At 66.7% G+C, this 23,463-nt stretch carries 20 protein-coding genes and 2 tRNA genes; 19 read left to right on the top strand and 3 right to left on the bottom strand.

Going from position 1 to position 23,463, the window contains the following annotated elements:
- Positions 1–70: 70 nt before the first annotated feature.
- Positions 71–1,651, bottom strand: coding sequence for an FAD-dependent oxidoreductase (locus NE591_RS05240; protein WP_173113216.1), 1,581 nt, complete (start codon positions 1,649–1,651; stop codon positions 71–73).
- Positions 1,652–1,986: 335 nt separating this feature from the next.
- Here NE591_RS05240 and NE591_RS05235 point away from each other — a divergent pair, with 335 nt between their 5' ends.
- The 12 genes from NE591_RS05235 (at position 1,987) to NE591_RS05180 (ending at position 14,045) form a co-directional block, all read left to right on the top strand.
- Complete coding sequence (locus tag NE591_RS05235) at positions 1,987–3,042, top strand: rod shape-determining protein (protein ID WP_022739738.1); 1,056 nt, start codon at positions 1,987–1,989, stop codon at positions 3,040–3,042.
- A 14-nt stretch (positions 3,043–3,056) separates the two neighbouring features.
- On the top strand, positions 3,057–4,079 hold the full coding sequence (mreC, locus tag NE591_RS05230) for a rod shape-determining protein MreC (RefSeq protein ID WP_173113212.1): 1,023 nt from the start codon (positions 3,057–3,059) through the stop codon (positions 4,077–4,079).
- Positions 4,076–4,603: a rod shape-determining protein MreD gene (mreD, locus tag NE591_RS05225; RefSeq protein ID WP_231699478.1), complete on the top strand. Its 528-nt coding sequence runs from the start codon at positions 4,076–4,078 to the stop codon at positions 4,601–4,603. The genes mreC and mreD overlap by 4 nt, the downstream gene beginning before the upstream one ends.
- Before the next feature lie 12 nt (positions 4,604–4,615).
- On the top strand, positions 4,616–6,790 hold the full coding sequence (gene mrdA / locus NE591_RS05220) for a penicillin-binding protein 2 (protein WP_114539752.1): 2,175 nt from the start codon (positions 4,616–4,618) through the stop codon (positions 6,788–6,790).
- A gap of 1 nt (position 6,791) precedes the next feature.
- Positions 6,792–8,048 (top strand): rod shape-determining protein RodA, encoded by a 1,257-nt coding sequence (gene rodA / locus NE591_RS05215; protein WP_114539753.1) that lies wholly within the window; start codon positions 6,792–6,794, stop codon positions 8,046–8,048.
- A complete protein-coding gene (locus NE591_RS05210; protein ID WP_256156420.1) occupies positions 8,045–9,250 on the top strand; it encodes a YcjF family protein in 1,206 nt (401 codons plus the stop codon). Before rodA ends, NE591_RS05210 begins: the two co-directional genes overlap by 4 nt.
- Positions 9,243–11,243, top strand: coding sequence for a TIGR03960 family B12-binding radical SAM protein (locus NE591_RS05205; RefSeq protein ID WP_256156418.1), 2,001 nt, complete (start codon positions 9,243–9,245; stop codon positions 11,241–11,243). Before NE591_RS05210 ends, NE591_RS05205 begins: the two co-directional genes overlap by 8 nt.
- Positions 11,243–11,893: a TIGR03936 family radical SAM-associated protein gene (locus NE591_RS05200; RefSeq protein WP_256156417.1), complete on the top strand. Its 651-nt coding sequence runs from the start codon at positions 11,243–11,245 to the stop codon at positions 11,891–11,893. The genes NE591_RS05205 and NE591_RS05200 overlap by 1 nt, the downstream gene beginning before the upstream one ends.
- Before the next feature lie 266 nt (positions 11,894–12,159).
- Complete coding sequence (locus NE591_RS05195; RefSeq protein WP_114539757.1) at positions 12,160–12,522, top strand: histidine triad nucleotide-binding protein; 363 nt, start codon at positions 12,160–12,162, stop codon at positions 12,520–12,522.
- A 69-nt stretch (positions 12,523–12,591) separates the two neighbouring features.
- Positions 12,592–12,668: transfer RNA gene (locus NE591_RS05190), tRNA-Asp, on the top strand.
- A 20-nt stretch (positions 12,669–12,688) separates the two neighbouring features.
- Positions 12,689–12,765 (top strand) — tRNA-Asp (locus NE591_RS05185).
- A gap of 338 nt (positions 12,766–13,103) precedes the next feature.
- Positions 13,104–14,045: a PLP-dependent cysteine synthase family protein gene (locus tag NE591_RS05180; RefSeq protein WP_256156415.1), complete on the top strand. Its 942-nt coding sequence runs from the start codon at positions 13,104–13,106 to the stop codon at positions 14,043–14,045.
- Here the strand turns inward: NE591_RS05180 and NE591_RS05175 are convergent.
- Positions 14,012–14,695 (bottom strand): Crp/Fnr family transcriptional regulator, encoded by a 684-nt coding sequence (locus tag NE591_RS05175; protein WP_022739748.1) that lies wholly within the window; start codon positions 14,693–14,695, stop codon positions 14,012–14,014. The two genes, NE591_RS05180 and NE591_RS05175, sit on opposite strands and share 34 nt — an antisense overlap.
- Before the next feature lie 150 nt (positions 14,696–14,845).
- On the opposite strand from NE591_RS05175, the gene hcp reads away from it, so the two are divergent.
- Entirely contained in the window at positions 14,846–16,432 is a 1,587-nt protein-coding gene (gene hcp / locus NE591_RS05170) for a hydroxylamine reductase (protein ID WP_256156413.1), read from the top strand.
- Positions 16,433–16,621: 189 nt separating this feature from the next.
- Here hcp and NE591_RS05165 read toward each other — a convergent pair whose 3' ends face one another.
- Complete coding sequence (locus NE591_RS05165; RefSeq protein WP_237974310.1) at positions 16,622–17,929, bottom strand: isochorismatase family protein; 1,308 nt, start codon at positions 17,927–17,929, stop codon at positions 16,622–16,624.
- Positions 17,930–18,039: 110 nt separating this feature from the next.
- Here NE591_RS05165 and NE591_RS05160 point away from each other — a divergent pair, with 110 nt between their 5' ends.
- From NE591_RS05160 to dprA, 6 genes are all read left to right on the top strand, one after another.
- Positions 18,040–18,975 (top strand): SPFH domain-containing protein, encoded by a 936-nt coding sequence (locus tag NE591_RS05160; RefSeq protein ID WP_022739751.1) that lies wholly within the window; start codon positions 18,040–18,042, stop codon positions 18,973–18,975.
- 165 nt (positions 18,976–19,140) lie between these two features.
- Positions 19,141–19,488: a 50S ribosomal protein L19 gene (gene rplS, locus NE591_RS05155; RefSeq protein WP_022739752.1), complete on the top strand. Its 348-nt coding sequence runs from the start codon at positions 19,141–19,143 to the stop codon at positions 19,486–19,488.
- Positions 19,489–19,567: 79 nt separating this feature from the next.
- On the top strand, positions 19,568–20,356 hold the full coding sequence (locus NE591_RS05150) for a ribonuclease HII (RefSeq protein WP_256156457.1): 789 nt from the start codon (positions 19,568–19,570) through the stop codon (positions 20,354–20,356).
- A gap of 148 nt (positions 20,357–20,504) precedes the next feature.
- Positions 20,505–21,005: a YraN family protein gene (locus tag NE591_RS05145; protein WP_161127171.1), complete on the top strand. Its 501-nt coding sequence runs from the start codon at positions 20,505–20,507 to the stop codon at positions 21,003–21,005.
- Between the two features lie 27 nt (positions 21,006–21,032).
- The gene (locus NE591_RS05140) at positions 21,033–22,505 is read left to right on the top strand and encodes a YifB family Mg chelatase-like AAA ATPase (RefSeq protein ID WP_256156412.1); all 1,473 of its coding nucleotides are present in this window, start codon (positions 21,033–21,035) and stop codon (positions 22,503–22,505) included.
- A gap of 3 nt (positions 22,506–22,508) precedes the next feature.
- Positions 22,509–23,456, top strand: coding sequence for a DNA-processing protein DprA (dprA, locus tag NE591_RS05135; RefSeq protein ID WP_223900722.1), 948 nt, complete (start codon positions 22,509–22,511; stop codon positions 23,454–23,456).
- The last annotated feature ends 7 nt before the right edge of the window (positions 23,457–23,463 follow it).

The raw sequence follows: 23,463 nt of genomic DNA, 5'->3' as shown, positions 1-23,463 counted from the left end.
TGACTGCGTTAGGTAAAAGAGGGCGCGATAGAGGGGGAGGGAAAGGATCGCGCCCTCTTTTACTGCGTGATTAAGCCGTTTCTGCTGCGGCGTTCTGGCCAGCAATGCGGCCGAAGGTGATGCAGTCGGCGATAGAGGTGCCGCTGCCCATGTAGTGGCCGTAAATCAGGCTGCTGCATCGACCTGCGGCGTAGAGACCAGGAATGACGTCGCCCGACACGCTAATGACGTGAGATTCCACATCAGTTTTAAGACCGCCCTCAGAGGTGTAGAAAGCGCTTTCAGATCCGTAGGGGCGAGCGTAGAAGGGGGGAGTCGCAATTGGCGCAAGATACTCGGGCTCTTTGCCGAACTGGCCATCCTCGCCCTGCTCTGCGAAGGTGTTGTACAGCGCGACAGTGTTTTCAAGGCTCAGCGGATCGATACCGAGTTGCTCTGCAAGCTCGGTGATGGTGCCGGCTTCGAATTCGGTAGCCCCAGCGATGGCACCGGCTTCGAATTCGGGGGAATCGCCAGAGCCGTCAAATGAGCCCTTAAGCGCGCTGTCAAAAACCAGGTACGCTTCAGGTCCGTTGGCCATAAGCGCCTCGCCGACCCAGCTGCCATATGAGGTTTCCGAGATGATGCGGCGCCCCGTCTTATCAACGAGGATGGCTTTTGCAGTGCTGGTGTCAGTGCCATAAATAAAGCAGGTATAGCAAATCTGGGACATGCCGAACAAGTCAGCGCCCACCTCTTGTCCCATTTTGATGCAAGTACCAAGTTCGTTTGGATTTCCGATAGGGCCACCGAAGGGAGTGGTGAAACGATTGTTGGCATCGATCATGTCCCTATTCATCGTGAAGCCGCCGCCAGCAAGGATTACGGCTTTGGCTGCACGAAAATACTGCTGCTTTCCGTCGCAGGTAACTTCTGCGCCGATAACCCGACCGGTCTCGTCGCGGATAAGTCTTTCCGCATTGGCGCCGTAAACAACCTGAATTCCCTCGGCTTCAACCGTTTTCTTCATCGGTTCGAAGATGCCCTTGCCGCAAGCATCTCCGGTAGAGTGTCCTCGCGGTGCAGGCACGGCGATATCGCGATAAGGCGCCTGAAGCTCATTGCCTGAATACGCGAGGCCAATGCCCGCGCGACCGCTAACGCCGTGGTTGAGGTCGAGATTCTCGCCAAATTTTATGCCGCAATCAATGCAGAATTGATACGTATCGGGGCCGTTCTCGCAGTAAATCTTCAATGCTTCCTGGTTGGCATAGGGGCCAGCAGCTGCAGTCATATACTTAAGTGTTTCTTCAACGCTGTCCTTCACGCCGAGTTGCTCTTGCAGGGGAGTGCCTCCCAGATAAATAAAGCCTCCGCAGAGAACGGTCGAGCCACCGCCGGCCTCGGTCGTCTCCACGATAGTTACCTCAGCTCCACCTCGTTTCGCCTCAATAGCTGCGGAAGCGCCTGCTGCGCCAAAGCCAACGACAAGCACGTCGGTTTCGACGTCCCAAGCAATGTCGCCCGTAGATGAAAGGGGGGTGTCGTTACCCTTCCCTTTTGCTTGAGGCGAACAGGCCGCCATCAACCCAACCGTTGTGGCCGCAACTCCAGATGCCACGGCACCCTTAAAGAAGTCGCGTCGTGAAAACTTGCTTTCCTGTTCGTTCATGAACCCTCCTTGATGCTCTCGTTTTCCCGATCTCTCTTATGCGAGGAGCCTTATATAAGCAGCTCGTATAAGCACGCATCTCTGTTTGCATGTCATCAATAAGATGCGCGTTGATATACCTTAGTGAAAATGTGAAATGGTGTGGTCACCCCCAATGTTGTATTTGACGCAAAGCTTGTCATCCATAAGGAGTGAACTGTGTAGCGATGGGCGGAAAGCAGGGAAAAATGACCGTAGATACTCCCTTACACCTATGGAGTTTCTAAGCCCCTAGGCCCCGTGTGATAAAATCTAAGGCTGACTGTAACCTATACGTATCCGAAGGGTTTGCCTGTATGTCATTCCTTGATTGGTTTTCGGGCCTGACCGGCCAGATGTCCGCGGACATGGCCATCGATCTGGGCACTGCCAATACCCTTGTTGCTATTACGGGGGAGGGCATCGTCATCAACGAGCCCTCCGTTGTCGCCATAGAAAAGTCCACTCAGCGCGTGCTGGCCGTCGGCCATGAGGCCAAGAACATGATCAACCACACGCCGGACGCGTTCTCCGCCGAGCACCCGCTCAAAGACGGCGTCATCGCCGACTACGATGTGACCGAGGCCATGATCTCGGCCTTCATCAACAAGGCGGCCGAGCGCAAGTACCCTTGGCAGCCCAAGCCCCGCATCGTCGTGTGCATCCCCTGCGGCGCCACTTCGGTTGAGAAACGCGCCGTGTTCGAGGCCACCATCCAGGCGGGCGCCCGCCAGGCCTACCTCATCGAGGAGCCCATGGCCGCCGCTATGGGCGCCGATCTGCCCGTGACCGAGCCGACCGGTTCCATGGTGGTCGATATCGGCGGCGGCACCACGGAGGTGGCCGTCATCTCGCTCGGCGGCATTGTGACGTCCAGCTCGCTTCGTTTGGCCGGCAACCGGCTCGACGAGGCCATCGCCATGCACCTGCGCGATTTGCTCGGCATCAAGATCGGCGAGCGCACGGCCGAGGTCATCAAGATTAAGATCGGCTCCATCCTTCCCTTCGAGGACGGCCGCGAGCGCGACATGATCATCTCCGGCCAGGACGTCTACACCGAGCAGCCCAAGGAGGTCACCATCCAGTCCGAGGACGTGCGCGCGGCGCTTCAGGCCCCCATCGAGGAGATGGTGCTGCACATCAAGGACACCTTCAAGAAGACCAACCCCGACCTGGCCAGCGACATCATCCAGAACGGCATCCTGCTCACGGGCGGCGGCGGCCTGCTCTCGGGCCTCGACCGCTACCTCACCGACAAGCTTGAGATTCCCGTGTGGGTGTCCGAGACGGCGCTGACCAACGTGGTGTCGGGCTGCCTGAAGGTGCTCGAGACGCCGACGGCCCTCAAGCAGACGCTCATGCGCTCGAAGTAGGTCTTTCGCTTCCTATGGCTCTCAACTTTCAGCAACACGAACCGGCCTCCGCGGGCCGGCTCTCGCTCATTATCGCGCTGGCGGTCTCGCTGGTGTGCGTCGGCCTGTACCAGGCCGAGGGCGCTACAGGCCCCCTGCATTCCCTGCAGTCCGCCGTGGAGGGCGCCATGGTGCCCCTGCAGCGGGCGAGCGCGCCTCTCACCGAGGCCGTGGACGACGCCGGGGCCGCGGCGGCCGAGGGTGGCGTTACCGAGGAGACCTACGCGACGTTGCGCCAGCAGAACGAGCAGCTCGTGCAGCAGCTGGCCGCCGCCGAGGAGCAGCGTCTCGAGAACGAGCGGCTGCGCGGCCTTCTGAACCTGCGCGACACCTACGAGATCACCGGCGTGTCCGGCCGCGTCATCGGGCGGACCACCGACGCGTGGAACCAGACGGTGACCCTGGACGTCGGATCGAGCTCCGGCGTGGAAACGGGGCTCACCGTGCTCGGCCCCACGGGCGTCGTGGGCCAGGTCATCTCCGTGGACGGCGGCTCGTGCCGGGTGCGCCTGCTCACCGATCCGCAGTCCGGGGCGGCCGCCATGGTGCAGTCGAGCCGGGCCGAGGGCATCGTGCGCGGCTCCATGGACGGCCTGCTCTATCTGGAGAACATCGGCGCGGACGTGAACGTGCAGGTGGGTGACGTGGTTCTCACGAGCGGCCTGGGCGGGAGCTACACCCGGGGCCTCATCATCGGCACGGTGGTGCGCGTCGAGGGCAGCGCTGGCAGCGACACCCGCAAGATCGTCGTGGCCCCCAACGACACCGTGAGCCTCATGGAGGAGGCGCTCGTAGTGTTCTCCGCGGCCGACGATGCGGCCGACCGCACCGTGACGGCGCCCACGAGCGCCGACGGTGGCGAGGGGGCGTCCGGCTCCGATTCGGGAGAGTCCGGCGACGGCAACGATGCCGGCAGCGGTGACGACAGTGCCAGCGGCGACGGCTCCGGCGACGATGCGGGCCGCTCTGACGGCACCGAAGGAGGCGAGGCCGCATGATGGAACTTTCCCGCGAGACGGTGGCGGGCGTCATCGGCGCCGTCATCGCCGTGCTTCTGCAGATAACCGTGGCGCCGGCCATCACGCTGTTCGAGGCCGTGCCCAACTTCATCGTGGCCTTTTGCATCGTGCGCGCCGTGGCCACGCCGGCTTCGGCCGGGTCGGTCATGCCGCTGGTTTTGGGCCTTCTCTTCGACCTCATGGGCGGCGGTCCTGTGGGAGGGATGGCCTTTGTGCTCGTGCTGGTAACGTTTCTGGCCTCGCGGCTGTTCATGGCGCTCAACAACGATACCCTGTTCATGCCGGTGGCCATCATGCTGGCGTGCATCATGCTCGTCGAGGTGATGTACGGGCTCATCGTCGTGGTCTGCGGCGCCGACGTGCCCTTGGGGGAGGCCTTCCTCTACCGCACGCTGCCCTGCATGCTCTACGACTGCGTCATCGGCCTTTTGCTGTATCCGATCGCCGCGCGGTTGATGGTCGATCGCCCGCGCGTCCAACCCGGGACGCCGGTCCTTCGTTAGGAAGGGGGAGCCGTGCTCGTAGCTATCATCGTCGCCGTCCTGGCGGCGGTCATCGTCATTGTAGCCGTGGCAGCGGCGCTCGCGCTGCGCGCCCGCAGGGAGACGCCCTCGGTCGGCCGCGCCAAGGGAGTCTCGGAGCTTTCCACCGTGGGCGTGGGAAGCTCGCCCTTCGAGCGCCGCTCCAAGGCCCAGGCCGCCCGCGAGGGCGATGTGACCGTGTCCAGCTCCGAGCCCGGGGCCGCGTCGAAGAAGCCCTCTGACGAGCTGGGACGCCGCTTTGCGGGTCTGGCGGCGGCGGCCGTGGCTATCTTTGGCGCCCTGTCGGCGAAGCTGTGGTCCATGCAGATCGCGGGATCTGAGGCCTACGCCCAGGCGGCGGAGGAGAACCTGTACACCACGGTGAAGACGCCCGCCCCCCGCGGCTGCATCTACGACACCAACGGCGAGGCTTTGGTGGTGAACCGCCCGAGCCAGACCGTCGTGGCCGACCCTGAGGTGGCCGACAACCGCGATGTCGTGCGCCGGCTCTCCACGGTGCTGGGGCTTCCCGCCAACGTGGTGCTCCAGCGCATCAACGATGCCGCCGCCGGCGCTCAGAGCCTGCGCGTGGTGGGGGAGGACGTGCGCCTGCGCGACGTGGCCTTCATCGCCGAGCATGCCGACGCTTTCCCCGGCATCACCGTGGAGGAGCGCTCCCAGCGCGAGTATCCCTACGGGGCGCTGGCGGCCCATGTGCTCGGCTACACCGGCTCGCCCTCGGCTGCCCGGCTTGAGGAGAAGATCGAGGGCCGCGACATCCTCGCCATCGACGTGGTGGGCAACGCTGGGGTGGAGGCCACCTACGACGCGTACTTGTCCGGCGAGCACGGCGAGAGCCAGGTCATGGTGGACGCCAACGGCCGGCGCATCTCGGTCATGAGCGACATCAAGGACACCAAGGGCAACGACCTCTACCTCACCATCGACGCCAGGGCTCAGTACGTGGCCGACGCGGCCCTGGCCAAGCTCATCGCGCCATCGGGCGGCGTCATCGGCACGGGCAAGGGCTCTAAGGGCGCCGTTGTGGCACTTGATGTGACCGACGGGTCGGTGCTCGTTATGTCAAGCTTCCCCACCTTCGACCCGACGAATTTCACCGGTGCCTTCTCCCAGGAACTCATGGATAGGTACAACTCCGAGGAGGCCTACGCGCCGCTGAACAACAACGTGGTGTCCGGCCAGTTCATGGCCGCCTCCACCTTCAAGGCCTTCACCTCCTTAGCTGGCCTGGAGTACGGCTTCGCCACGGAGAGCAGCTCGTGGAACTGCACGGGCAAGTGGGACGGCTTCGGCACTGGGGACGTGCAGCGCTGCTGGAAGCACGACGGCCATGGGACGCTCGATCTGCACGGGGGCATCGTGAACTCCTGTGACACGGTCTTCTACGAGATCGGCAAGGCTTTCTACGACCATGGGCCCGCCGGCACCGGCGAGATATCGGAGACGGCGCTCCAGGACTACCTGGGGCAGTTCGGCTTCGGCGAGAAGACCGACATCGATCTGGGCGGCGAGGCTGTGGGCGTCATTCCCACCCCGGCCTGGAAGGCCGAGCGCTGGCAGAACGTGCCCTCCGAAGCCACCTTCCGCGGCGGCGACTACACCAACATGATCATCGGCCAGGGCGATGTGCTCGTGACGCCCTTGCAGGTGGCCTGCGCCTACGCCGGCGTGGCCACGGGCCGCATCATGCGGCCGCACCTTCTGAAGGAGGTGCGCAACAGCGAGGGCGAGACGGTCGTCACCTACGAGCCGGTCGTCGAGCGTACGCCCGAGGTGACCGAGGCCCATCTGGCCTACGTGCGCGACGCGCTGCACGGCATGGTGCAGGAGTCCCACTCCGTGGCGCCCTTGTTCGAGGAGCTGGGAATCGATGCGGCCGGCAAGTCCGGCACCGGCGAGAAGCAGGATCAGAACGACACGGCATGGTTCGTGGCCTACGCCCCCTACAACGACCCGAAGTACGTCGTGGCCTGCGTGGTGGAGCAGGGCGGCGGCGGATCGGACACCGCGGCGCCGGTGGTGGCCGAGGTCATGGGCGCGCTCATGGACTGCGCCGCCGGCACGTCCTCGGTGAAGCCGGAGCGCATCTCCGGCTCGCCCGGCGAGTCCGTCGCCATCGCCAACGACTCCGGCGGCCGTGAGGACTAGCATGGCCCAGCAGCTTCCCCAAATCCACTCGGTTCACTCCAGCCAGCGCCGACCGGCCCACGGCTCGGCGCGCCCGGCTGCGCCCTCGCTGCTTGCGCGCGTGCCCTGGGGCTTCCTCGCCGTCATCGCGGTGCTCGTCGCCTACGGTCTCGTGGTCTGCTGGTCGGCGGTGCAGGGGGACGCCGACTACAACTTCAGCCGCCAGCTGCAGGGCGTGGCGGTGGGCCTGGTCGCCATGGTGGCCCTGTGGGCCTTCGACTACCGGCGCCTTTCGAACCTCACCACGGCGCTGCTCGTCATCAACGTGGTGCTCATCCTTCTGCCCCACATCCCGGGCCTCGGCACCGACGCGGGCATGGGGGCCAAATCCTGGATCAAGATCGGCATGCAGGTGCAGCCCGGCGAGTTCGCGAAGGTCACGGTGGTGCTCTTCGCCGCGAGCCTTCTGGCCCGCTACCAGGGCACGCTGGACGATTGGCGCGAGTACTGCAAGGTGCTCGGGATGCTGCTCGTTCCGTTCGCGGCCATCATGACCCAGCCGGACTTGGGCACGGGGCTGGTGTATATGGCCATCTCCGCGGTGGTGCTCGTCATGGGAGGCGCCAAGGGGCGCTACCTGCTCATCACGCTCATCGCCGGCATCGCGGCCATCGCGGCGGTGTTCGCCGTCGACGAGCTGCTGAAGTACCAGCAGTCCGACGGCACGTGGGAGTACCGCCTCCTGAAGAACTACCAGCGCAGCCGCCTGCTCGTGTTCCTGAACCCCGAGGGGGACCTTTCCGGCGACGGCTACAACCTCGCTCAGGCCAAGATCGCCATCGGCAGCGGCGGCCTGTTCGGCAAAGGCATCGGGAACGCCACACAGTCGACCCACGGCTTTCTGCCCGAGGCCCCCACGGACTTCATCTTCTGCGTTCTGGCCGAGGAGTTCGGGTTCGTGGGCGTCATGGCGCTTCTCGGCCTGTACGCCCTGCTCATCGTGGCGTGCCTCTCCATCGCCCGGCGCGCCGACAACCTCTTCGGCATGCTCATCGTCATGGGCGTCATCGGCATGTGGCTCTTCCAGATTTTGGAGAACATCGGCATGGACTGCGGCCTTATGCCCATCACGGGCATCCCGCTGCCCTTCGTCAGCTACGGCTCCTCGTTCATGGTCGTGAACTTCGCGCTCATCGGGCTCATCGGCTCGGTGTACTCCCATACGTCCACGCAGTCCGGCTTTGCCCGGACTCCCTCTCACGGAAGGAAGGCCTCATGAATCTTCCCCTCGATATCCCCGCCCTCCTGAAGGCGGCCACCGATATCGACGAGGCGCGCAACACGCCTCTGGCGGTGTCGGTCTACATCGACGAGACGGCCCCGGGCGATGTGGTGGGCCACGTGCGCAGCGCCTTTGCGAGCGCGGGGGCCAAGACCCGGGTGACCATCGGGTATCTGGATGACAACCTGCTCGCCGAGCCCTACGGGGCCGACGACATGGCGGTCATCGTCGCCGGCGATTCGCCCCGCATCGGCGAGCAGGCGGCCCACATCCGCGGCGCCGGCATCCCGGTCATGGTGGCCACCACGGCCCCTCACGCCGTGGCCGCAGCGGCCGAGGCGGCCGGCTGGCCCGTTCCCGAGGGGGACATCGTCGCGCCGAACATGACCAACCCCACGCCCTTCGGGGACGCCGCCTGGGCTCTGGCGCGCCGCATCACCGCCGGCCGCACCGCCAACGAGGCGCCCGCCGCCGCAGCCGCCGAGGCAGCGGCCGCGGCCGAGGCGGCCATCGAGGACATCGAGCACGCGCTGCCCGTGGCAACCGAGCCCGCCGATGCCGAGCCCATCCCGCTGGACGCCGAGGGCGCGGCCACGCTGGACCGTCGCATGGGGGAGTGGATCATCGCCGCCTGCAAGGACAAGCGCCTCGCCTTCGCGCTGGCCTTCCCCTTCGTGCGGCGCCCGCTGTCCTTGGACGCGGTGCGGGCCACCTCGGTGCAGAACGCCGGCGTGGGCGTGGTGGTGTTCATCCCCGGGGCCGACATGCCCATCATGACGCTCAACCAGGCGAAGATGCTGCTGCAGATCGCCGCTGCCTACGGCCAGCCGTTGTCGGCCGAGCGCATCAAGGAGCTGGCGGCCGTCGTGGGCGGGGCGTTTCTGTTCCGCAACATCGCCCGCACGGCCGTCGGCGTGGTGCCGGTGCTCGGCTGGGCCATCAAGGGGGCCGTCGGGTTCGCGGGCACCGAGGCCATGGGGCACGCGGCCATCGAGTACTTCGAGGCCGGCGGCGACATCGTCGGCGTGGCATCGGTGGTGCAGAAGGCCCGTGACGAGGCCGTGGAGGCCGCGTCGAAGGCGGCGGCAACCCCCGCCGGCGGCAAGGTGATCGAGGCGGCCAAGGGGGCCGGGGTCTCGGCCTTCCGTGCCCTGCGCGGCAAGGGGAAGGACGCTGGCAAGGGAGGCGCCCGTGGCTAGGCGCGATCTGTGGCCTCGGGTGGAGCCTTTGCTCTCCCGGGTGGAACGGCCGGCCCGCTATCTGAACCACGAGTGGGGCTGCGCCACGCCGGTGGCCGAGGGGGACTTCGCCTTCTGCATGATCTACCCGGACACCTACGAGCTGGGGCAGGCCAACCAGGCCGTGCGCATCCTCGTGAACGCCGTGAATGCCATGGGCGGCATGGGGGCCGAGCGGGCCTTTCTGCCGGCGGTGGACATGGCCGACCTCATGCGCGAGGAGGGCGTGCCGCTGTTCTCCCTGGAGAGTTGCCGCCCCGTGGCCGACTTCGACGTGGTTGGCATCACGCTGCCCCACGAGCTGGCCGCCACCAACGTGCTGGAGACGCTGGACCTCGCCGGCATCCCGCTGCGCACCGCCGACCGCGCCGAGGGCGACCCCATCGTGCTGGCCGGCGGCCCGTGCGCCTACAACCCGGAGCCCTACGCGCCGTTCTTCGATGTCATCTTGGTGGGAGAGGGCGAAGAGCAGCTGCCCGAGACGCTGGCGCTCATCCGCGAGCTGCGCGCATCCGGCGCGCCCCGGGCCGAGATCCTGCGCGAGGTGGTGCGGCGCGTGGGCGGCGCCTACGTGCCGAGTCTGTACCGCTGGCGCAGCGATGAGGAGGCCCAGGCGGCCGGCAGCTGGGCGGACCCCCTGTTCGACGATGTGCCATGCGTGGTGCACAAGCGCGTCTTCGAGGGTTTCGCCGACAGCCCGGCCCTCGAGCCCATGATCGTGCCCTATACGGAGGTGGTGCACGACCGGCTGAACGTCGAGATCCTACGCGGCTGCGCGCGGGGCTGCCGCTTCTGTCAGGCGGGCATGATGTACCGCCCGGTGCGGGAGCGCTCGGCCGACAACATCGTGGACGCCGTGGCCCGGGGCCTCGCCGAGACCGGCTACGACGAGGTGAGCCTGACGTCGCTCTCCTCCACGGATCACTCGCAGATCGCCGAGATCCTCTCGCGGGTGAACGCCGACTGCGCCGGGGCCGGCGTGCGCGTGAGCGTGCCCTCCCAGCGCCTGGACGCCTTCGGGGTGGAGATGGCCGAGCTCGTGGCCGGCCAGAAGAAGGGCGGTCTCACGTTCGCGCCGGAGGCCGGCACCCAGCGGCTGCGCGACGTCATCAACAAGAACGTCACCGAGGACGACCTGTTCGCCGCCATCGATGCCGCTTTCACCGCCGGCTGGCGCCGCTGCAAGCTGTATTTCATGGTGGGGCTGCCCACCGAGACCGACGACGACATCAAGGGCATCGCGAGTCTGGCCCAGCGCGCCTACGACCGCGCCAAGGCCGCCGTGCCGCCCGAGCAGCGCGGCAGCGTGCGCATGAGCGTGTCCTGCGCGGTGTTCGTGCCCAAGGCCCAGACGCCCTTCCAATGGGACGGCCAGATCTCCCCGGAGGAGACGCTGCGGCGCGTGGGGCTGCTCAAGCGCTCGGTGAAGTACAAGGCGGTGGACGTGCACTACCACGACCCCGCGACGTCGTTCGTCGAGGCGGTCATGAGCCGCGGCGGCCGCGAGGTGGCCGATTGGGTGGAGGCCGCCTGGCGGCGCGGCGCCCGATTCGACGCCTGGACGGAGCTTTTCAATGAAGAGGCGTGGACGGGCGCTGCCGGGGAGCTGGGGCTTGATCCCGCCGCGATCGCCCAGGCCGAGTTCCCGACCGACTACGTGCTGCCCTGGGCGCACATCACCGCCGCGGTCTCACCGAAGTTCCTCGCCCGGGAGCGGGAGCGCGCCGCTGCCGGCATCACGACGCCGGACTGCACCTTCGAGAACTGCTCCGCCTGCGGCGCCTGCCCCACGTTGGGCGTCGACATCGAGTTGCAGCAGGAGCGCGAGGGCAAGGAGGCGTCGCCGGCCCGCAACCCGTATCGCACGGTCGCGCATCCGAGGCAGGCCGAGCCCCCGCGTCCCGGGCGAGCAGGGCAACGCGAAGGAGCTGCTGGTAAGGAGGCGATTCGATAATGGCCGATCCCCGTCTGTTCCGTCTGCGCGTCACCTTCCGCGAGACTGGCCGTCTGGCCATGTTGTCGCATCTGGAACTGGCCCGCGCCCTCGAGCGCGCCGTGCGCCGGGCGCAGCTGCCCTTTGCGGTGAGCCAGGGCTTCTCGCCGCATATGCGCATCGCCTTCGGGGCGGCTCTGCCCGTGGGGGTGGGAGGCACCGCCGAGATATTCGATCTGTTCCTCACGGACTACGTGCCGGCGCTCCGTGCCCTCGCGGCGTTGCAGGAGGCGAGTCCCGCCGACTTGTACCCCACCGAGGCGCGCTACATTGAGGCGCGCGATGCCGCCGCCAGCGTGGCTTTGCCCGTGAGCACCTACGAGGTCGTGCTCTCCGAGGCTCCGGGCGCCATCGTGGTTCCCGAGGCCATCACCGTTGTGCGCAAGAAGAAGGAGAAGACGCTCGTGCCGGCCGACTTCCTCGTGGGCCCGGTGTCGCTGGACGGCGCCACGGTGCGCTTCTCCCTTGAGGCCAAGCCCACGGGATCCTTGCGCGCCGACGCCTTCGCCCGCGAACTTATTCGCGAGACCGTTGCCGCCGGTCACGCGACCAAGATGCTGCGGCCGATCACCTTCCTCCGCATCGACCAGCGCGCCGCCGAGGGGATTTAGCCCCGCAAAATGGCTTGGAAATCACGAAAGTTCGGCCGAAAGAGCGAAAATCGGGCTTCCTTGTAATACAGAACCGGATGTTTCCCCAGCTGGTGTATTACAAAAGGGCTTTCAAGAGCTTGGCATGCCCGATCTTTCGTCATTTCCAAGCCATTTCAGGCAAAGGAGGGGCGAAAAACGGCGCGATTGCCGATCTTTCGTTGTTTTCAAGCCAACGCGGGCAAATGAAGGTATGATTTAAGGGTTGGAAGTTGAAAGGAAGACCCATGGACGATTGCCTGTTCTGCAAGATCGTGTCCGGCGAGATCCCGTCGGCCAAGGTGTACGAGGACGATGTGTGCTACGCCTTCGACGACATCGAGCCCGAGGCGCCGGTGCACACCCTCATCGTGCCGAAGACCCACTACGACAACTTGGCCGCCGGCGTGCCGGCCGAGGTCATCGGGCATATGATGAGCGTCGTGCCGGAGGTGGCGCGTTTGAAGGGCGTCGGCGAGTCCGGCTACCGCACCGTGGTGAACACGGGCCCCGACTCGGCGGCCACGGTGAATCACCTGCACATTCACGTGCTCGGAGGCACCAAGATGGGCCGCTTCACCTTCGAGGGCTCCTACCGCGAGGCACAGTAGGAAAAATTCTCGAAAAAGGGGCTTGTGCGGAAGAGCGATTCTGTTAAACTATATGGGCTGCTGAAACACGGGGTGTTAGCTCAGTTGGTTAGAGCGCCGGCCTGTCACGTCGGAGGTCGCGAGTTCGAGTCTCGTACATCCCGCCATTTTCAGCACGACACCATTCGGGGTGTTAGCTCAGTTGGTTAGAGCGCCGGCCTGTCACGTCGGAGGTCGCGAGTTCGAGTCTCGTACATCCCGCCATTTAACTAGTTCAGGAGCCTACGGGCTCCTGTTTTTGTTTGATGCCGTACTGGGGATCCGGAAATACGAAAGCGCCCGACTTGAGTGAAATGCTCACTGCTCGAGCGCTTTGGCAAAAGTAAAGCGCCGGACTTATGTGAAATACTCCCCGGTCGGGCGCTTTGCTGATGTCTATGATAGCGCAGTTACTTATTTGACGACTTCGGCAGTGCGTGCGGAGACGTGCTGCGCCCCTCGGGGCGGGGTTTCGGCGTTTCGGGGAGGGGGCGGCAAAGGGAATCGGGGGCGATGCTAGAATCTGTCGTGGAAAACGATGACCCCGAAGGTGAGGGGAAGCTATGATCTGCGATAACGTTCTGGAAGCCGTGGGATCGACGCCGCTCGTGCGGCTGCGGCGCATGACCGGGCCCGACGACGCCCAGGTGCTCGTGAAGTTCGAGGCGGTGAACGTGGGCGGCTCGGTGAAGACGCGTACGGCGCTGAAGATGATCGAGCGCGCCGAGGAGCGCGGCGAGCTTAGCCCCGATTCCATTATCGTGGAGCCCACCAGCGGCAACCAGGGCGTGGGGCTCGCGCTCGTGGCGGCCGTGAAGGGCTACGCGGCCCGCATCATCATGCCGGACTCCTGCTCGGTGGAGCGCCGGCGCATCATGGAGCATTACGGGGCCGAGGTGATCTGCGTCCATGACGAGGGGGACATCGGCGCCTGCATTCGGGAGTGCATCGCCCTCGCCCAGAGGATGGCCGCCGACGACCCGCGCGTGTTCGTGCCCCAGCAGTTCGTGAACCGCGACAACCTGGCGGCCCATGTCGATGGCACGGCCGCGGAGATCCTTGCCGATGTGCGCGCGGCCGGCATCGCCATCGATGGCTTCTGCTCCGGCTTCGGCACTGGTGGCACCATCACTGGTATAGGCTCCGAGCTGCGCACGGTCTTCCCCAAGGTGCAGATCTGGGCCGCCGAGCCCGAGCATGCCGTACTGCTCTCGGGCGGCGCCATCGGCACCCATGTGCAGATGGGCATCGGCGATGGCATCCTGCCCGCCATCATGGACACCGCGCTCATCGACGAGATCGTCGTGGTGACCGATGAGGAAGCTCTGGAATGCGCGCGGCGCCTCGCCCGAGAGGAGGGCCTGTTTGCCGGCATCTCCTCGGGCACCAACGTGGCAGCCGCTCTGCGGTTGGCGCGGGTGCTCGGCCCGGGCAAGACCGTGGTGACGCTGGCCCCCGATACCGGCGAGCGCTACTTCTCCACGGTGCTGTTCGAGGGGGAGTGAGGCAGCGCGAAGTGGTTGCGGCGGCATCGGATGAGCCCCGCCTTCTGCATGCGGGACAGCTCCGCCGATAGCGCGCTGCGATCCACCCCCAGGTAGTCGGCGAGCTGCTGGCGGTTGAAGGGGATGTCGAACTCGCGGGTGCCGGTGCGCTCGGCCTCATTGGAGAGGTAGGCGAGCACTTTGCCGCGGATGGACTTGGGCGCTACGTGAAAGATGCGGCGCGAGAGGGCGAGGCTCTGCCGAGCGATGGCGGCGATCATGTTGCGGGCCACGAGGGCGTGGTGGTCGCAGCGGCACGAGCAGGGGCCGACCACCTTCGCGAGATTCAGGAAGAGGACGGTGCAGTCCTGGTCGGCGACGACGTCCACGAGCAGCGGCTCGCCGGCGGCGGCGTAGGCCTCGCCGAACATGGCACCGGGCCCGCGCATGCCCACGACGCTCACGTTGCCCCAGGGGTCGACGTGCTCGATGCGGACGCGCCCCGTGAGTACGATGCCGGCAGTGGACACCGAATCCCCCATATGATGGATGCGCTCGCCCTGGGCATAGCGGCGCTCATGGGCATCGAGGCAATCGAGCATCGCGCCGACCTCCTGCGATGCCACGCCAGAAAACAGCGGCGTTCCAGCCAGGAAGGCGTTTCGTTCCATGGGTCAACCTTTTCATTGAAGGAAGCTTCGTTTGTTGTGATTACAACATGCAATGCCCTGCCGTGCCAGTACCTTCACAACAGCGGCGCAACGGTGCCGTCTATCTACTGGAACACGGCCGCAAGGGCCGCGACCCGAAAGGGAGTGTCTATGGCGACAGAGCAAATGTTTTGCTTCCAATGCGAGCAGGTGGCGAAGTGCGAGGCCTGCACCGGCGGCGCCGGCGTGTGCGGCAAGCCGGCCGATGTGGCCGATGCCCAGGACGCGCTGACCGGGGCGATGATCGCTTTGGCCCGCACGGCCCGGGAGGCCGGCGTCAAGAACGACCGTATCTGCGATCTCATCGTGGACGGCCTGTTCACCTGCATGACCAACGTGAACTTCGACGGGCAGGCCGTGACCGCGCTTAAGGACGCAGTGCGCGTCGAGACGGCCGCCGTGGCCGCCGCGGCCGGCATCGAGCCGGTCTCCGACTACGACGTCGACCAGATCTGGGGCGACGACGAGGACATCCGCTCGCTCAAGTCCCTCGTGCTGTTCGGCCTGCGCGGTACGGCGGCCTACGCCTACCACGCCCGGGTGCTGGGCTACCGCGACGCGACTGTCGACGAGTTCTTCGCCGACGCCCTGGCGCAGCTGGCCGAGCCGGGCTCGGTGGACGCGCTTCTGCCCCTGGCGCTGAAGGTGGGCGAGGTGAACCTCGGCTGCATGAGGCTGCTCGATGAGGCCAACACGGGCACTTACGGCACGCCGGAGCCCACCACCGTCGCCATGGAGGTGGAGCCGGGCCCGTTCATCGTCATCTCCGGCCACGACTTGCACGACCTGAAGCTTCTGCTGGAGCAGACCGAGGGCACAGGCGTGAGCATCTACACCCACGGCGAGATGCTGCCGGCCCACGCCTATCCGGAGCTGAAGAAGTACCCGCAGCTCAAGGGCAATTTCGGTACCGCGTGGCAGAACCAGAAGAAGGAGTTCGACGGCGTGCCCGCGGCCTTCCTGTTCACCACCAACTGTCTCATGCCTCCCAAGGAGAGCTACGCCGACAACGTGTTCACCACGGAAGTCGTCGCCTTCCCCGGCTGCACGCATATCGGCCCCGACAAGGACTTCGGCCCGGTTATCCAGAAGGCGCTGGAGCTGGGCGGCTACGACGAGCCCCACACGATTCCCGGCATCAACGGCGGCACGACGATGACCACGGGCTTCGCCCAGGGCACGGTGCTCTCCGTGGCCGACACGGTGGTGGACGCGGTGAAGAGCGGCGCCATCAAGCACTTCTTCCTCGTCGCCGGCTGCGACGGCGCGCGCCCGGGCCGCAACTACTACACCGACTTCGTGAAGGCCACCCCCGACGACACGGTGGTGCTCACCCTGGCCTGCGGCAAGTACCGCTTCAACGACCTCGATCTGGGCGAGATCGGCGGCCTGCCGCGCCTCATGGACATGGGCCAGTGCAACGATGCCTACAGCGCCATCCAGGTGGCCGTAGCCCTGGCCGAGGCCTTCGACTGCGGCGTGAACGACCTGCCGCTGTCCATGGTGCTGTCCTGGTACGAGCAGAAGGCCGTCTGCATCCTGCTCACGCTGCTGTACCTGGGCATTCGGAATATCAAGCTCGGCCCCACGCTGCCGGCCTTCGTGAGCCCCGGCGTTCTCGACGTCCTCGTCGAGAACTACGGCATCGCCCCCATCACCACCCCGGAGGCCGACCTCGCGGAGCTTCTGGGCGAGTAGCGCCGAGCACAGAACGAGGAGCCCCGAGAGATCGCGCGAGCGCGACGCGATGCGAGGCAAACGGAAGGCGGCGACCGACGGAGGTCGTCGCCTTTTTCGTTGCCTTCCATGGTTCACGAAGAGTCGGCCGCCATTTTGTGGCGCCGCTCGGTACTTACCGAGAGAGGAGGATGTGGGGTTCCGGCGATGCTAGATCGCGAGCAACTCCAGGATGAGCTGGCAGCGGGTGCCGATGGGGAGCTGGTTGGCGTCCAGGAAGGCGCGCAGGTCGGCGCGGGCCACGGTGAAGGGCTCGATGAGCTCGGCGCTGTCGGGGCGCGCTTTTCCGGCGGCCTCCACCTGGGCGAAGACCACCTGGACGTTCTCCTCGGTAAGGCCCGTGGACGAGAAGCCGGGCTGGGGCAGCGGACGCACCGCCGGGGCGATGTCGTCGCGCAGCCGGTAGCCGGTCTCCTCGGAAAGCTCGCGAGCGACGGCCTCTTCCAAAGACTCGCCGGCGTCGATGAGGCCGGCGGGCAGCGATACGCACCAGCTGTTCAGCGGATAGCGGAACTCGCGCTCCAGCAGCACCGAGCCGTCGGGCAGAAGGGGCACGATGCAGACGGCGTCGGGGTCGGGCGCACCGGTGCTCCCTAAGGCCTCCAAAGCGGCCTCGTAGCGCTCGGGCCCCTTGCGGGAGACGCCCTCGTAGGTGTAGGGGCGCCCGTCGGGCAGCGTGTAGTGCAGGTGGTACTTGTTGATCCAGCCGGTGGAGACGGTCTCGACGGACTCCAGGGCCGGGGTAGGGGGCAAGGGAGCCCCCGAGTCATTTGCGGCCGCCGTATCCGCTGCCGCGTCCGTTTCCGTGTTCCGCGCCTTAGCCTCCAGCTCCAGGGCCACGGCCCGGGCCACCTCGGCCTCGGTGTCGCGGACGTGCAGAAGCCCGTTGGCCGCGAAGTCGTCGGTGTGGATAAGCTGGATGCCCGCGGCCTCCATGTCCGCCAGATTCGCCTCCTGTGCTTCGGGGCTGCGCGAGGAGGTGGCATCTCGCAGGACGGCCACGTTGAAGCCGAGCGCGAGACCGTCGTAAGCCGTCGAGCGCACGCAGTTGGGCGTGGTGGTGCCGGCGAGCACGATGGTGCCGATGCCCCGTGCGCGCAGCAGGGCGTCCAGATCGGTGCCGAAGAAGGCCGACCAGCTCGGCTTCACGACGACGGGCTCGCCAGGGGCCGGCGCCAGCTCAGGCGGGCAGTCCAGGCTTATCGGGTCGGCGGGGGAGAGCGGTCGCCCTCCTTCCGCCCATGCTTTCCAGCGTACGGCCTCCACGTCGCTCCCGTCGGCGGCGTAGGTGCGGCGCACGTGGTAGACGGGCACGCCGTGGGCCCGGGCAGCTTCAAGGGCGCGGGCGCAGGTGGGAACGGTGGCGGCGGCCCCGGCGATGCACAGGGGCGAGGCGCCGTCGATGAATCCGTTCTGCATATCGATGAGCAGGAAGGTGGCGCGCGCTGGTTCTATCACGGCAACTCCTTAAACTTCGCGGTAGGTTCGCTCCATTGTAGTACTATGGGAGGCGAATCAGGCGAGGCGTTGCCAATCCATCGCCTGGCCCCCTCGACGAAAGGAATCCCATGATCGGACTTGCTATCATCATCGTTCTTTTGGTGCTGCTTCTGCCCCAGGCGCTGTTCATCGTTCCGCAGCAGAACGTCTACATCATCGAGCGGCTGGGCAAGTTCAACCGCACCGTGGGCGCGGGCCTGAACATTAAGATCCCGTTCTTCGAGACCATCGCCGCCAAGGTGGACATGCGCACGCGCCAGGAGCAGTTCGGCATCGACGCGAAGACCCGCGACAACGTGACGGTGACCATGGCCATCGCCGCCCAGTACCGTGTGAGCGCCCAGCCGGCGGCCAACGGGCAGCCCTCGGGCGTGTGGCGCAGCTACTACATGCTGGCCAACCCCACGGCCCAGATGCGCTCCTACCTCATCGACGCCCTGCGCTCCAGCGTGCCGCAGTACACCCTTGACGAGGTCTTCGACAAAAAGGACGCCATCGCGTCGGACGTGAACCAGACCGTTTCCGGCCTCATGGTGGCCTACGGCTATGACGTGGTGAGCACGCTCATCACCTCCATCGATCTGCCCGCGGACGTGGAGCAGTCCATGAACCGCATCAACTCCGCCCAGCGCGAGAAGGAGGCCGCCCAGTCGCTGGCCGAGGCCGAGCGCATCAAGGTGGTCACCGAGGCCCGCGCCCGTGCCGAGGCCATGGAGCAGGCCGGTCGCGGCATTGCCGCCCAGCGCAAGGCCATCGCCGACGGCATCTCGGAGTCGCTTGCGGTCATCAAGAGCTCCGGCGTGTCGGCGGCCGAGGCCAACCAGCTGTTCATCTTCACCCAGTGGACCGACATGATGAGCGAGTTCGCCCGCAACGGCCGCCAGTCCACCGTGGTGCTGCCGAGCGACTTCACGGCGACGGCCTCCATGTTCGAGCAGATGCTCGTGGCCCAGGAGACGGAAGGCGCCGACGAGTTCGTCATCGTGGAGGAAGAGGAGAAGTAGCTCCTTTGTCGCGCCGCTTCGAGCTTCCGTGTGCCGTTCGTGGACTTTCCCAGAAAGGCGCGATAATTTCCCTTGCGCCGAGGGTATAGGGGCGATATACTGTCAAATCGCGTCCAAACGAGAAATGATGCAAGACCATTTAGAAGTATAGAGTAGGAAAAGGCAATGGATATCATTCGCGCTATTGAGCAGCAGCAGATCAAGCAGGACCTCCCCGAGTTCCACGTGGGCGACAACGTGAAGGTTCACTATCGCATCACCGAGGGCAACCGCGAGCGTATCCAGGTGTTCCAGGGCGACGTCATCCGCCGTCAGGGCGAGTCGGTCCGCGAGACCTTCACCGTGCGCAAGATCAGCTTCTCCATCGGCGTAGAGCGCACCTTCCCCGTGCATTCCCCGAAGATCGAGAAGATCGAGGTCACCCGCAAGGGCGATGTGCGCCGTGCCAAGCTGTACTACCTGCGCAACAAGGTGGGCAAGGCCGCCAAGATCAAGGAGAAGGCGTTCCGCTAGGCCTTATCTTTTGTGTTCGCGAGGGCTCCTTCGGGGGCCCTTTTTCGTATTCCTCGCCGGTGGGAAGGAGCCCGAGGTGATTGATCTGACCGTCCCCGAGATCCGACGGAAGCTGCAGGAGGCCGATGCGGCCGCCTTCGCCGTGTTGGAGCGGTCGCTTGTGGCCGACACGCGCAAGGGCGTGCGGGCCGCCGTGGAGGTGGCGCGGCGCCGACTTGAGGCCGAGGCCGCCGAGGAGGCGCGGCTCGCGGGGATGTACGCCTTCGAGCGAGAGCTCGCCGCCGAGCGGGGAGGGTCGGTGGTCATCGGGCTCGATGAGGTGGGACGCGGGCCCTTGGCGGGGCCTTTGGCCGTGGGGGGCGTGGTGCTGGATGCGGACGACCCCATCGCCGGGCTCAACGACTCCAAGCAGGTGAGGCCGGAGGACCGCGAGGCCATCGCAGGCGAAGTGCGCCGGCGCGCCCGGGCGTGGACGGTGCAGTACGTGGAGCCGGCCGACATCGACCGGGTGGGCATGACGGCGGCCCTGCGCCGGGCCTTTGCCGCCGCCATCGCCGCGGTGGAGGCCCAGGGCGTCGCGGTGGATGTCGTGCTTCTGGACGGCAACCCGCTGCATCTTGATCCGCGGGAGGTGAACGTCGTGAAGGGGGACGGGAAGTGTGCCTCCATCGCCGCCGCGTCGCTCGTGGCCAAGGTGGCGCGCGATCATGTGATGGAGGCCTATGCCGAGCAGTACCCCGGCTACGGCTTCGAATCAAACAAGGGATACGGCTCCGAGGGCCATATGGCGGCCATCCGTGAGCGGGGGCTTTGTCCCATCCACCGGCGCAGCTTCTGCTCCTTCGCCGCCCAGGAGAGCCTGTTCTAGGGATTTTGCGACGTCGATGCGACGCTAGTGCGACGCTGTTGCGACGCCAGTGCGGTCGGCGCGAGGAACGAAACGGGACATTCCCGCGTCATTTTTACGGTCGTGCTCGACTAAGGTGTGCTCCATCGAGAGGAAAGGAGCGCACCTTATGGCTGCGAGCAGTGAGGCGGGCGTGTTGGAGCGTCCCGCGATTAAGGAGAAGAAGCCCAAGTCCGCGTCGGCGCCCAAACGCAAGGCGAGGGAGGGATCGAGGAAGCGGCGGCCTGCCGACCCGAACGCCCAGGGACGCCGCAACCAGGCGCTGGGGGCGCGGGGCGAGGAGGCGGCCGCGCGGTTCCTCCAGCGCAACGGCTACACCATCCTCGAGCGCAACTGGACCTGTTTCGCCGGGGAGGCCGATATCATCGCCGTCAACGACGAGGCGCTCGTGTTCGTCGAGGTGAAGACGCGCCGCAACGCCGACAAGGGGCTGCCCAGCGAGGCGGTCACCCGGGCCAAGCGCGAGAAGTACGAGCGCATCGCCCTCGCCTACATCCAAGACCATTTCTTCGGCGAGGCCGTGGTGCGCTTCGATGTGGTGGCCATTATCGTGCTCTCCGACGACCGCGCCTTCATCCGGCACCATCTGGGCGCCTATTCGGTGGGTTGAGCCGTGGCGCGGGGTCAATGCGCCGTCATGGGGGCGACGGTTCGCGGCGTGGAAGTGGTGCCGGTGCGGGTCGAGGTGGTCGTTTCCGGCGGCCTGCCGGGCATGGCCATCGTGGGCATGCCGGATGCGGCCATCCAGGAGGCGCGGGAGCGGGTGCGCGCCGCGCTGCGGGCAGCGGGGTTCTCCATGCCGGGGGAGAAGATCGTCGTGAACCTGGCGCCGAGCCATCTGCGCAAGACGGGTTCGGGGTTCGACCTTCCCATAGCCTTGGGCATTCTGGCGGCCACGGGGCAGATCGATCCGGCTTGGGCGCGGGACGCGCTCTACGTGGGCGAGCTCTCGCTGGATGGGCGGGTGCGGCCGGTGGCGGGCACGCTCGCCTGCGCCATCTGCGCCCGGCGCCTCGGGCTGGACTTCGTCTGCGCCGCCGACAGCGATCCGGTGCCCTTAGACGACGTGCGGCTGCTCGCTATGACGTCGCTGGCCCAGGCGGCCCGTGAGGGAGGCGCGGCGGCGGTGCTGCCGGCCCACGGGGGACGGGCGGCCCCGGCGGCCGTCGAGGCGCTCGACTTCGCGGAGGTCGCGGGCCACGAGACGGCCAAGCGGGCCTTCCAGATCGCCGCGGCCGGCGGTCACGGGCTGCTCATGATGGGACCGCCCGGGTCGGGCAAGACCATGCTCGCCTCCCGAGTGTCCACCATCATGCCGCCGCTCTGTCCCGACGAGATGCTGGAGGCGGCCGTGGTCCATTCGGTGGCCGCCGAGCCCATCGATGCCATCATCGCGGGCCAGCGCCCCTTCCGCCATCCGCATCACAGCGCCACCTTGGCCGGGCTCGTGGGAGGCGGCAGCCCCCTGCGGCCGGGCGAGGTGTCCCTGGCCCACCACGGAGTGCTCTTCTTGGACGAGCTGGCGGAGTTCAAAAGCTCGGTTTTGCAGGGCATACGCCAGCCTATGGAGAGCGGATCGGTGATGCTCACCCGGGCCGACGGCAACGTGACCTTCCCGGCGCGGTTCATGCTCGTGGCGGCCAGCAACCCGTGTCCCTGCGGGTACTTCGGCGACGAGGAGCGGGAGTGCACCTGCACGGTGCCCCAGATTCGGGGCTACCAGAACCGCATCGGCGGTCCGCTCATCGACCGCATCGACCTGCATCTGGACGTCCGCCGCATCCGTCCGGCGGAGATTTTGGAGCGGAGGCGGGGGACGAGCTCCGCGCAGCTGCGGGAGGGGGTGATGGCGGCCCGGGACTTCGCCTCGTGGCGCGCATCGCAGATGGCCCAAAAGGAGCCCGATGGCTCCATAGAGGCCTTGGCCGACGGGCCGCGCCGCTTCATGATCGCCCAGGCGGATCTGCACGCCATGAGCGGCAGGGCCATCACGCGCACGCTCGCGGTGGCCCGCACCATCGCCGACCTGGCGGAATCCCAGGAAATCGAGAGCGCGCACATCGCGGAGGCCGTGAACTTCCGCGTGCGCGATGGAATAGGAGGAAAGTGATCGATGCCGGTGAAGGTAATGAGATTGGAAGGGGAGCGCTTCGAGCTTGCCTTGGAGGATTCGCTGTTCCCGAAGGCGCTGAAGAGCATACCCCACCCGCCGGCGCGCCTGTACGGTGTGGGCCGCCCCGGCGCGCTGGCCGAGGGACTGGCCGTCGTGGGTGCGCGGCGCGCGACGCCCTACGGGCGCGGCTGCGCCAAGCGCTTTGCCGCGGCTGCCGCCGAGCGCGGCGTCGCCATCATCTCCGGGGGCGCGCGGGGCTGCGACGCCGTGGCCCACGAGGCGGCCCTGGCCGCGGGCGCGCCCACGGTGGCCTTCCTCGGGGGCGGCTGCAACCAGCTGTATCCGGCGGAGAATGCGGGGCTCTTCCAGCGCATCGTGGCGGCAGGCGGCGCGGTGGTCTCCGAGCACGAATGGGACTTCCCGCCCCAGCCCCACACCTTCCGCGCCCGCAACCGGCTCATTGCGGGGCTCTCCCGGGCCACGCTCATCGTGGAGGCGGGGCTGCCCTCGGGCACGTTCTCCACGGCCGACGAGGCGCTGCTCGCGGGCCGGGAGGTATGGGTGGTGCCCGGGGCCATCACCTCTGCGGCGTCGAAGGGGGCGAACCGCCTGCTGTACCAGGGGGCGCTCCCCATTGTGGACGACGAAGCCTTCGCCGACGCGCTCTTCTCAACCTTCGGTTGTCTGAAGGAGCAGCGGGCCGAGGCTGCGGACGATCGCGGCAAGGCGAGTCAGCCCTATCGCGGCGAGGAGGCTCTGCTCGCGGCGCTGCAAGCGGAGCCTTTGGGCATGGAGGCCCTGCGTCAGTTGGCCGAGGACCATGCTCCGGCTGGCGACACGTTCACCTGGCTCATGATTTGGCTCGCCGAGGCCCAGCGCGACGGGCTCATCGCCCAGTACCCCGACGGGCGCTACGGCCCGCATCCGGCCCTGCGGACGGCGGTGTAGGCCATGG

It is taken from the genome of Adlercreutzia sp. DFI.6.23 (assembly GCF_024462535.1).
Lineage (GTDB): Bacteria > Actinomycetota > Coriobacteriia > Coriobacteriales > Eggerthellaceae > Adlercreutzia > Adlercreutzia rubneri.
Note: the sequence above shows the minus strand (reverse complement) of the source record. Positions and strands in the feature narration are given on the sequence as shown.

What these genes read in the sequence shown, in the direction of transcription:
- NE591_RS05195 (WP_114539757.1), top strand. Translation starts at nt 12,160, where the DNA reads ATGGACGATTGCCTGTTCTGCAAGATCGTGTCCGGCGAGATCCCGTCG.
- mreC (WP_173113212.1), top strand. Translation starts at nt 3,057, where the DNA reads ATGGCTCTCAACTTTCAGCAACACGAACCGGCCTCCGCGGGCCGGCTC.
- rplS (WP_022739752.1), top strand. Translation starts at nt 19,141, where the DNA reads ATGGATATCATTCGCGCTATTGAGCAGCAGCAGATCAAGCAGGACCTC.
- NE591_RS05140 (WP_256156412.1), top strand. Translation starts at nt 21,033, where the DNA reads ATGGGGGCGACGGTTCGCGGCGTGGAAGTGGTGCCGGTGCGGGTCGAG.
- NE591_RS05160 (WP_022739751.1), top strand. Translation starts at nt 18,040, where the DNA reads ATGATCGGACTTGCTATCATCATCGTTCTTTTGGTGCTGCTTCTGCCC.
- NE591_RS05235 (WP_022739738.1), top strand. Translation starts at nt 1,987, where the DNA reads ATGTCATTCCTTGATTGGTTTTCGGGCCTGACCGGCCAGATGTCCGCG.
- rodA (WP_114539753.1), top strand. Translation starts at nt 6,792, where the DNA reads ATGGCCCAGCAGCTTCCCCAAATCCACTCGGTTCACTCCAGCCAGCGC.
- NE591_RS05210 (WP_256156420.1), top strand. Translation starts at nt 8,045, where the DNA reads ATGAATCTTCCCCTCGATATCCCCGCCCTCCTGAAGGCGGCCACCGAT.
- NE591_RS05240 (WP_173113216.1), bottom strand. Translation starts at nt 1,651, where the DNA reads ATGAACGAACAGGAAAGCAAGTTTTCACGACGCGACTTCTTTAAGGGT.
- mreD (WP_231699478.1), top strand. Translation starts at nt 4,076, where the DNA reads ATGATGGAACTTTCCCGCGAGACGGTGGCGGGCGTCATCGGCGCCGTC.
- dprA (WP_223900722.1), top strand. Translation starts at nt 22,509, where the DNA reads ATGCCGGTGAAGGTAATGAGATTGGAAGGGGAGCGCTTCGAGCTTGCC.
- NE591_RS05200 (WP_256156417.1), top strand. Translation starts at nt 11,243, where the DNA reads ATGGCCGATCCCCGTCTGTTCCGTCTGCGCGTCACCTTCCGCGAGACT.
- NE591_RS05145 (WP_161127171.1), top strand. Translation starts at nt 20,505, where the DNA reads ATGGCTGCGAGCAGTGAGGCGGGCGTGTTGGAGCGTCCCGCGATTAAG.
- hcp (WP_256156413.1), top strand. Translation starts at nt 14,846, where the DNA reads ATGGCGACAGAGCAAATGTTTTGCTTCCAATGCGAGCAGGTGGCGAAG.
- NE591_RS05175 (WP_022739748.1), bottom strand. Translation starts at nt 14,695, where the DNA reads ATGGAACGAAACGCCTTCCTGGCTGGAACGCCGCTGTTTTCTGGCGTG.
- NE591_RS05180 (WP_256156415.1), top strand. Translation starts at nt 13,104, where the DNA reads ATGATCTGCGATAACGTTCTGGAAGCCGTGGGATCGACGCCGCTCGTG.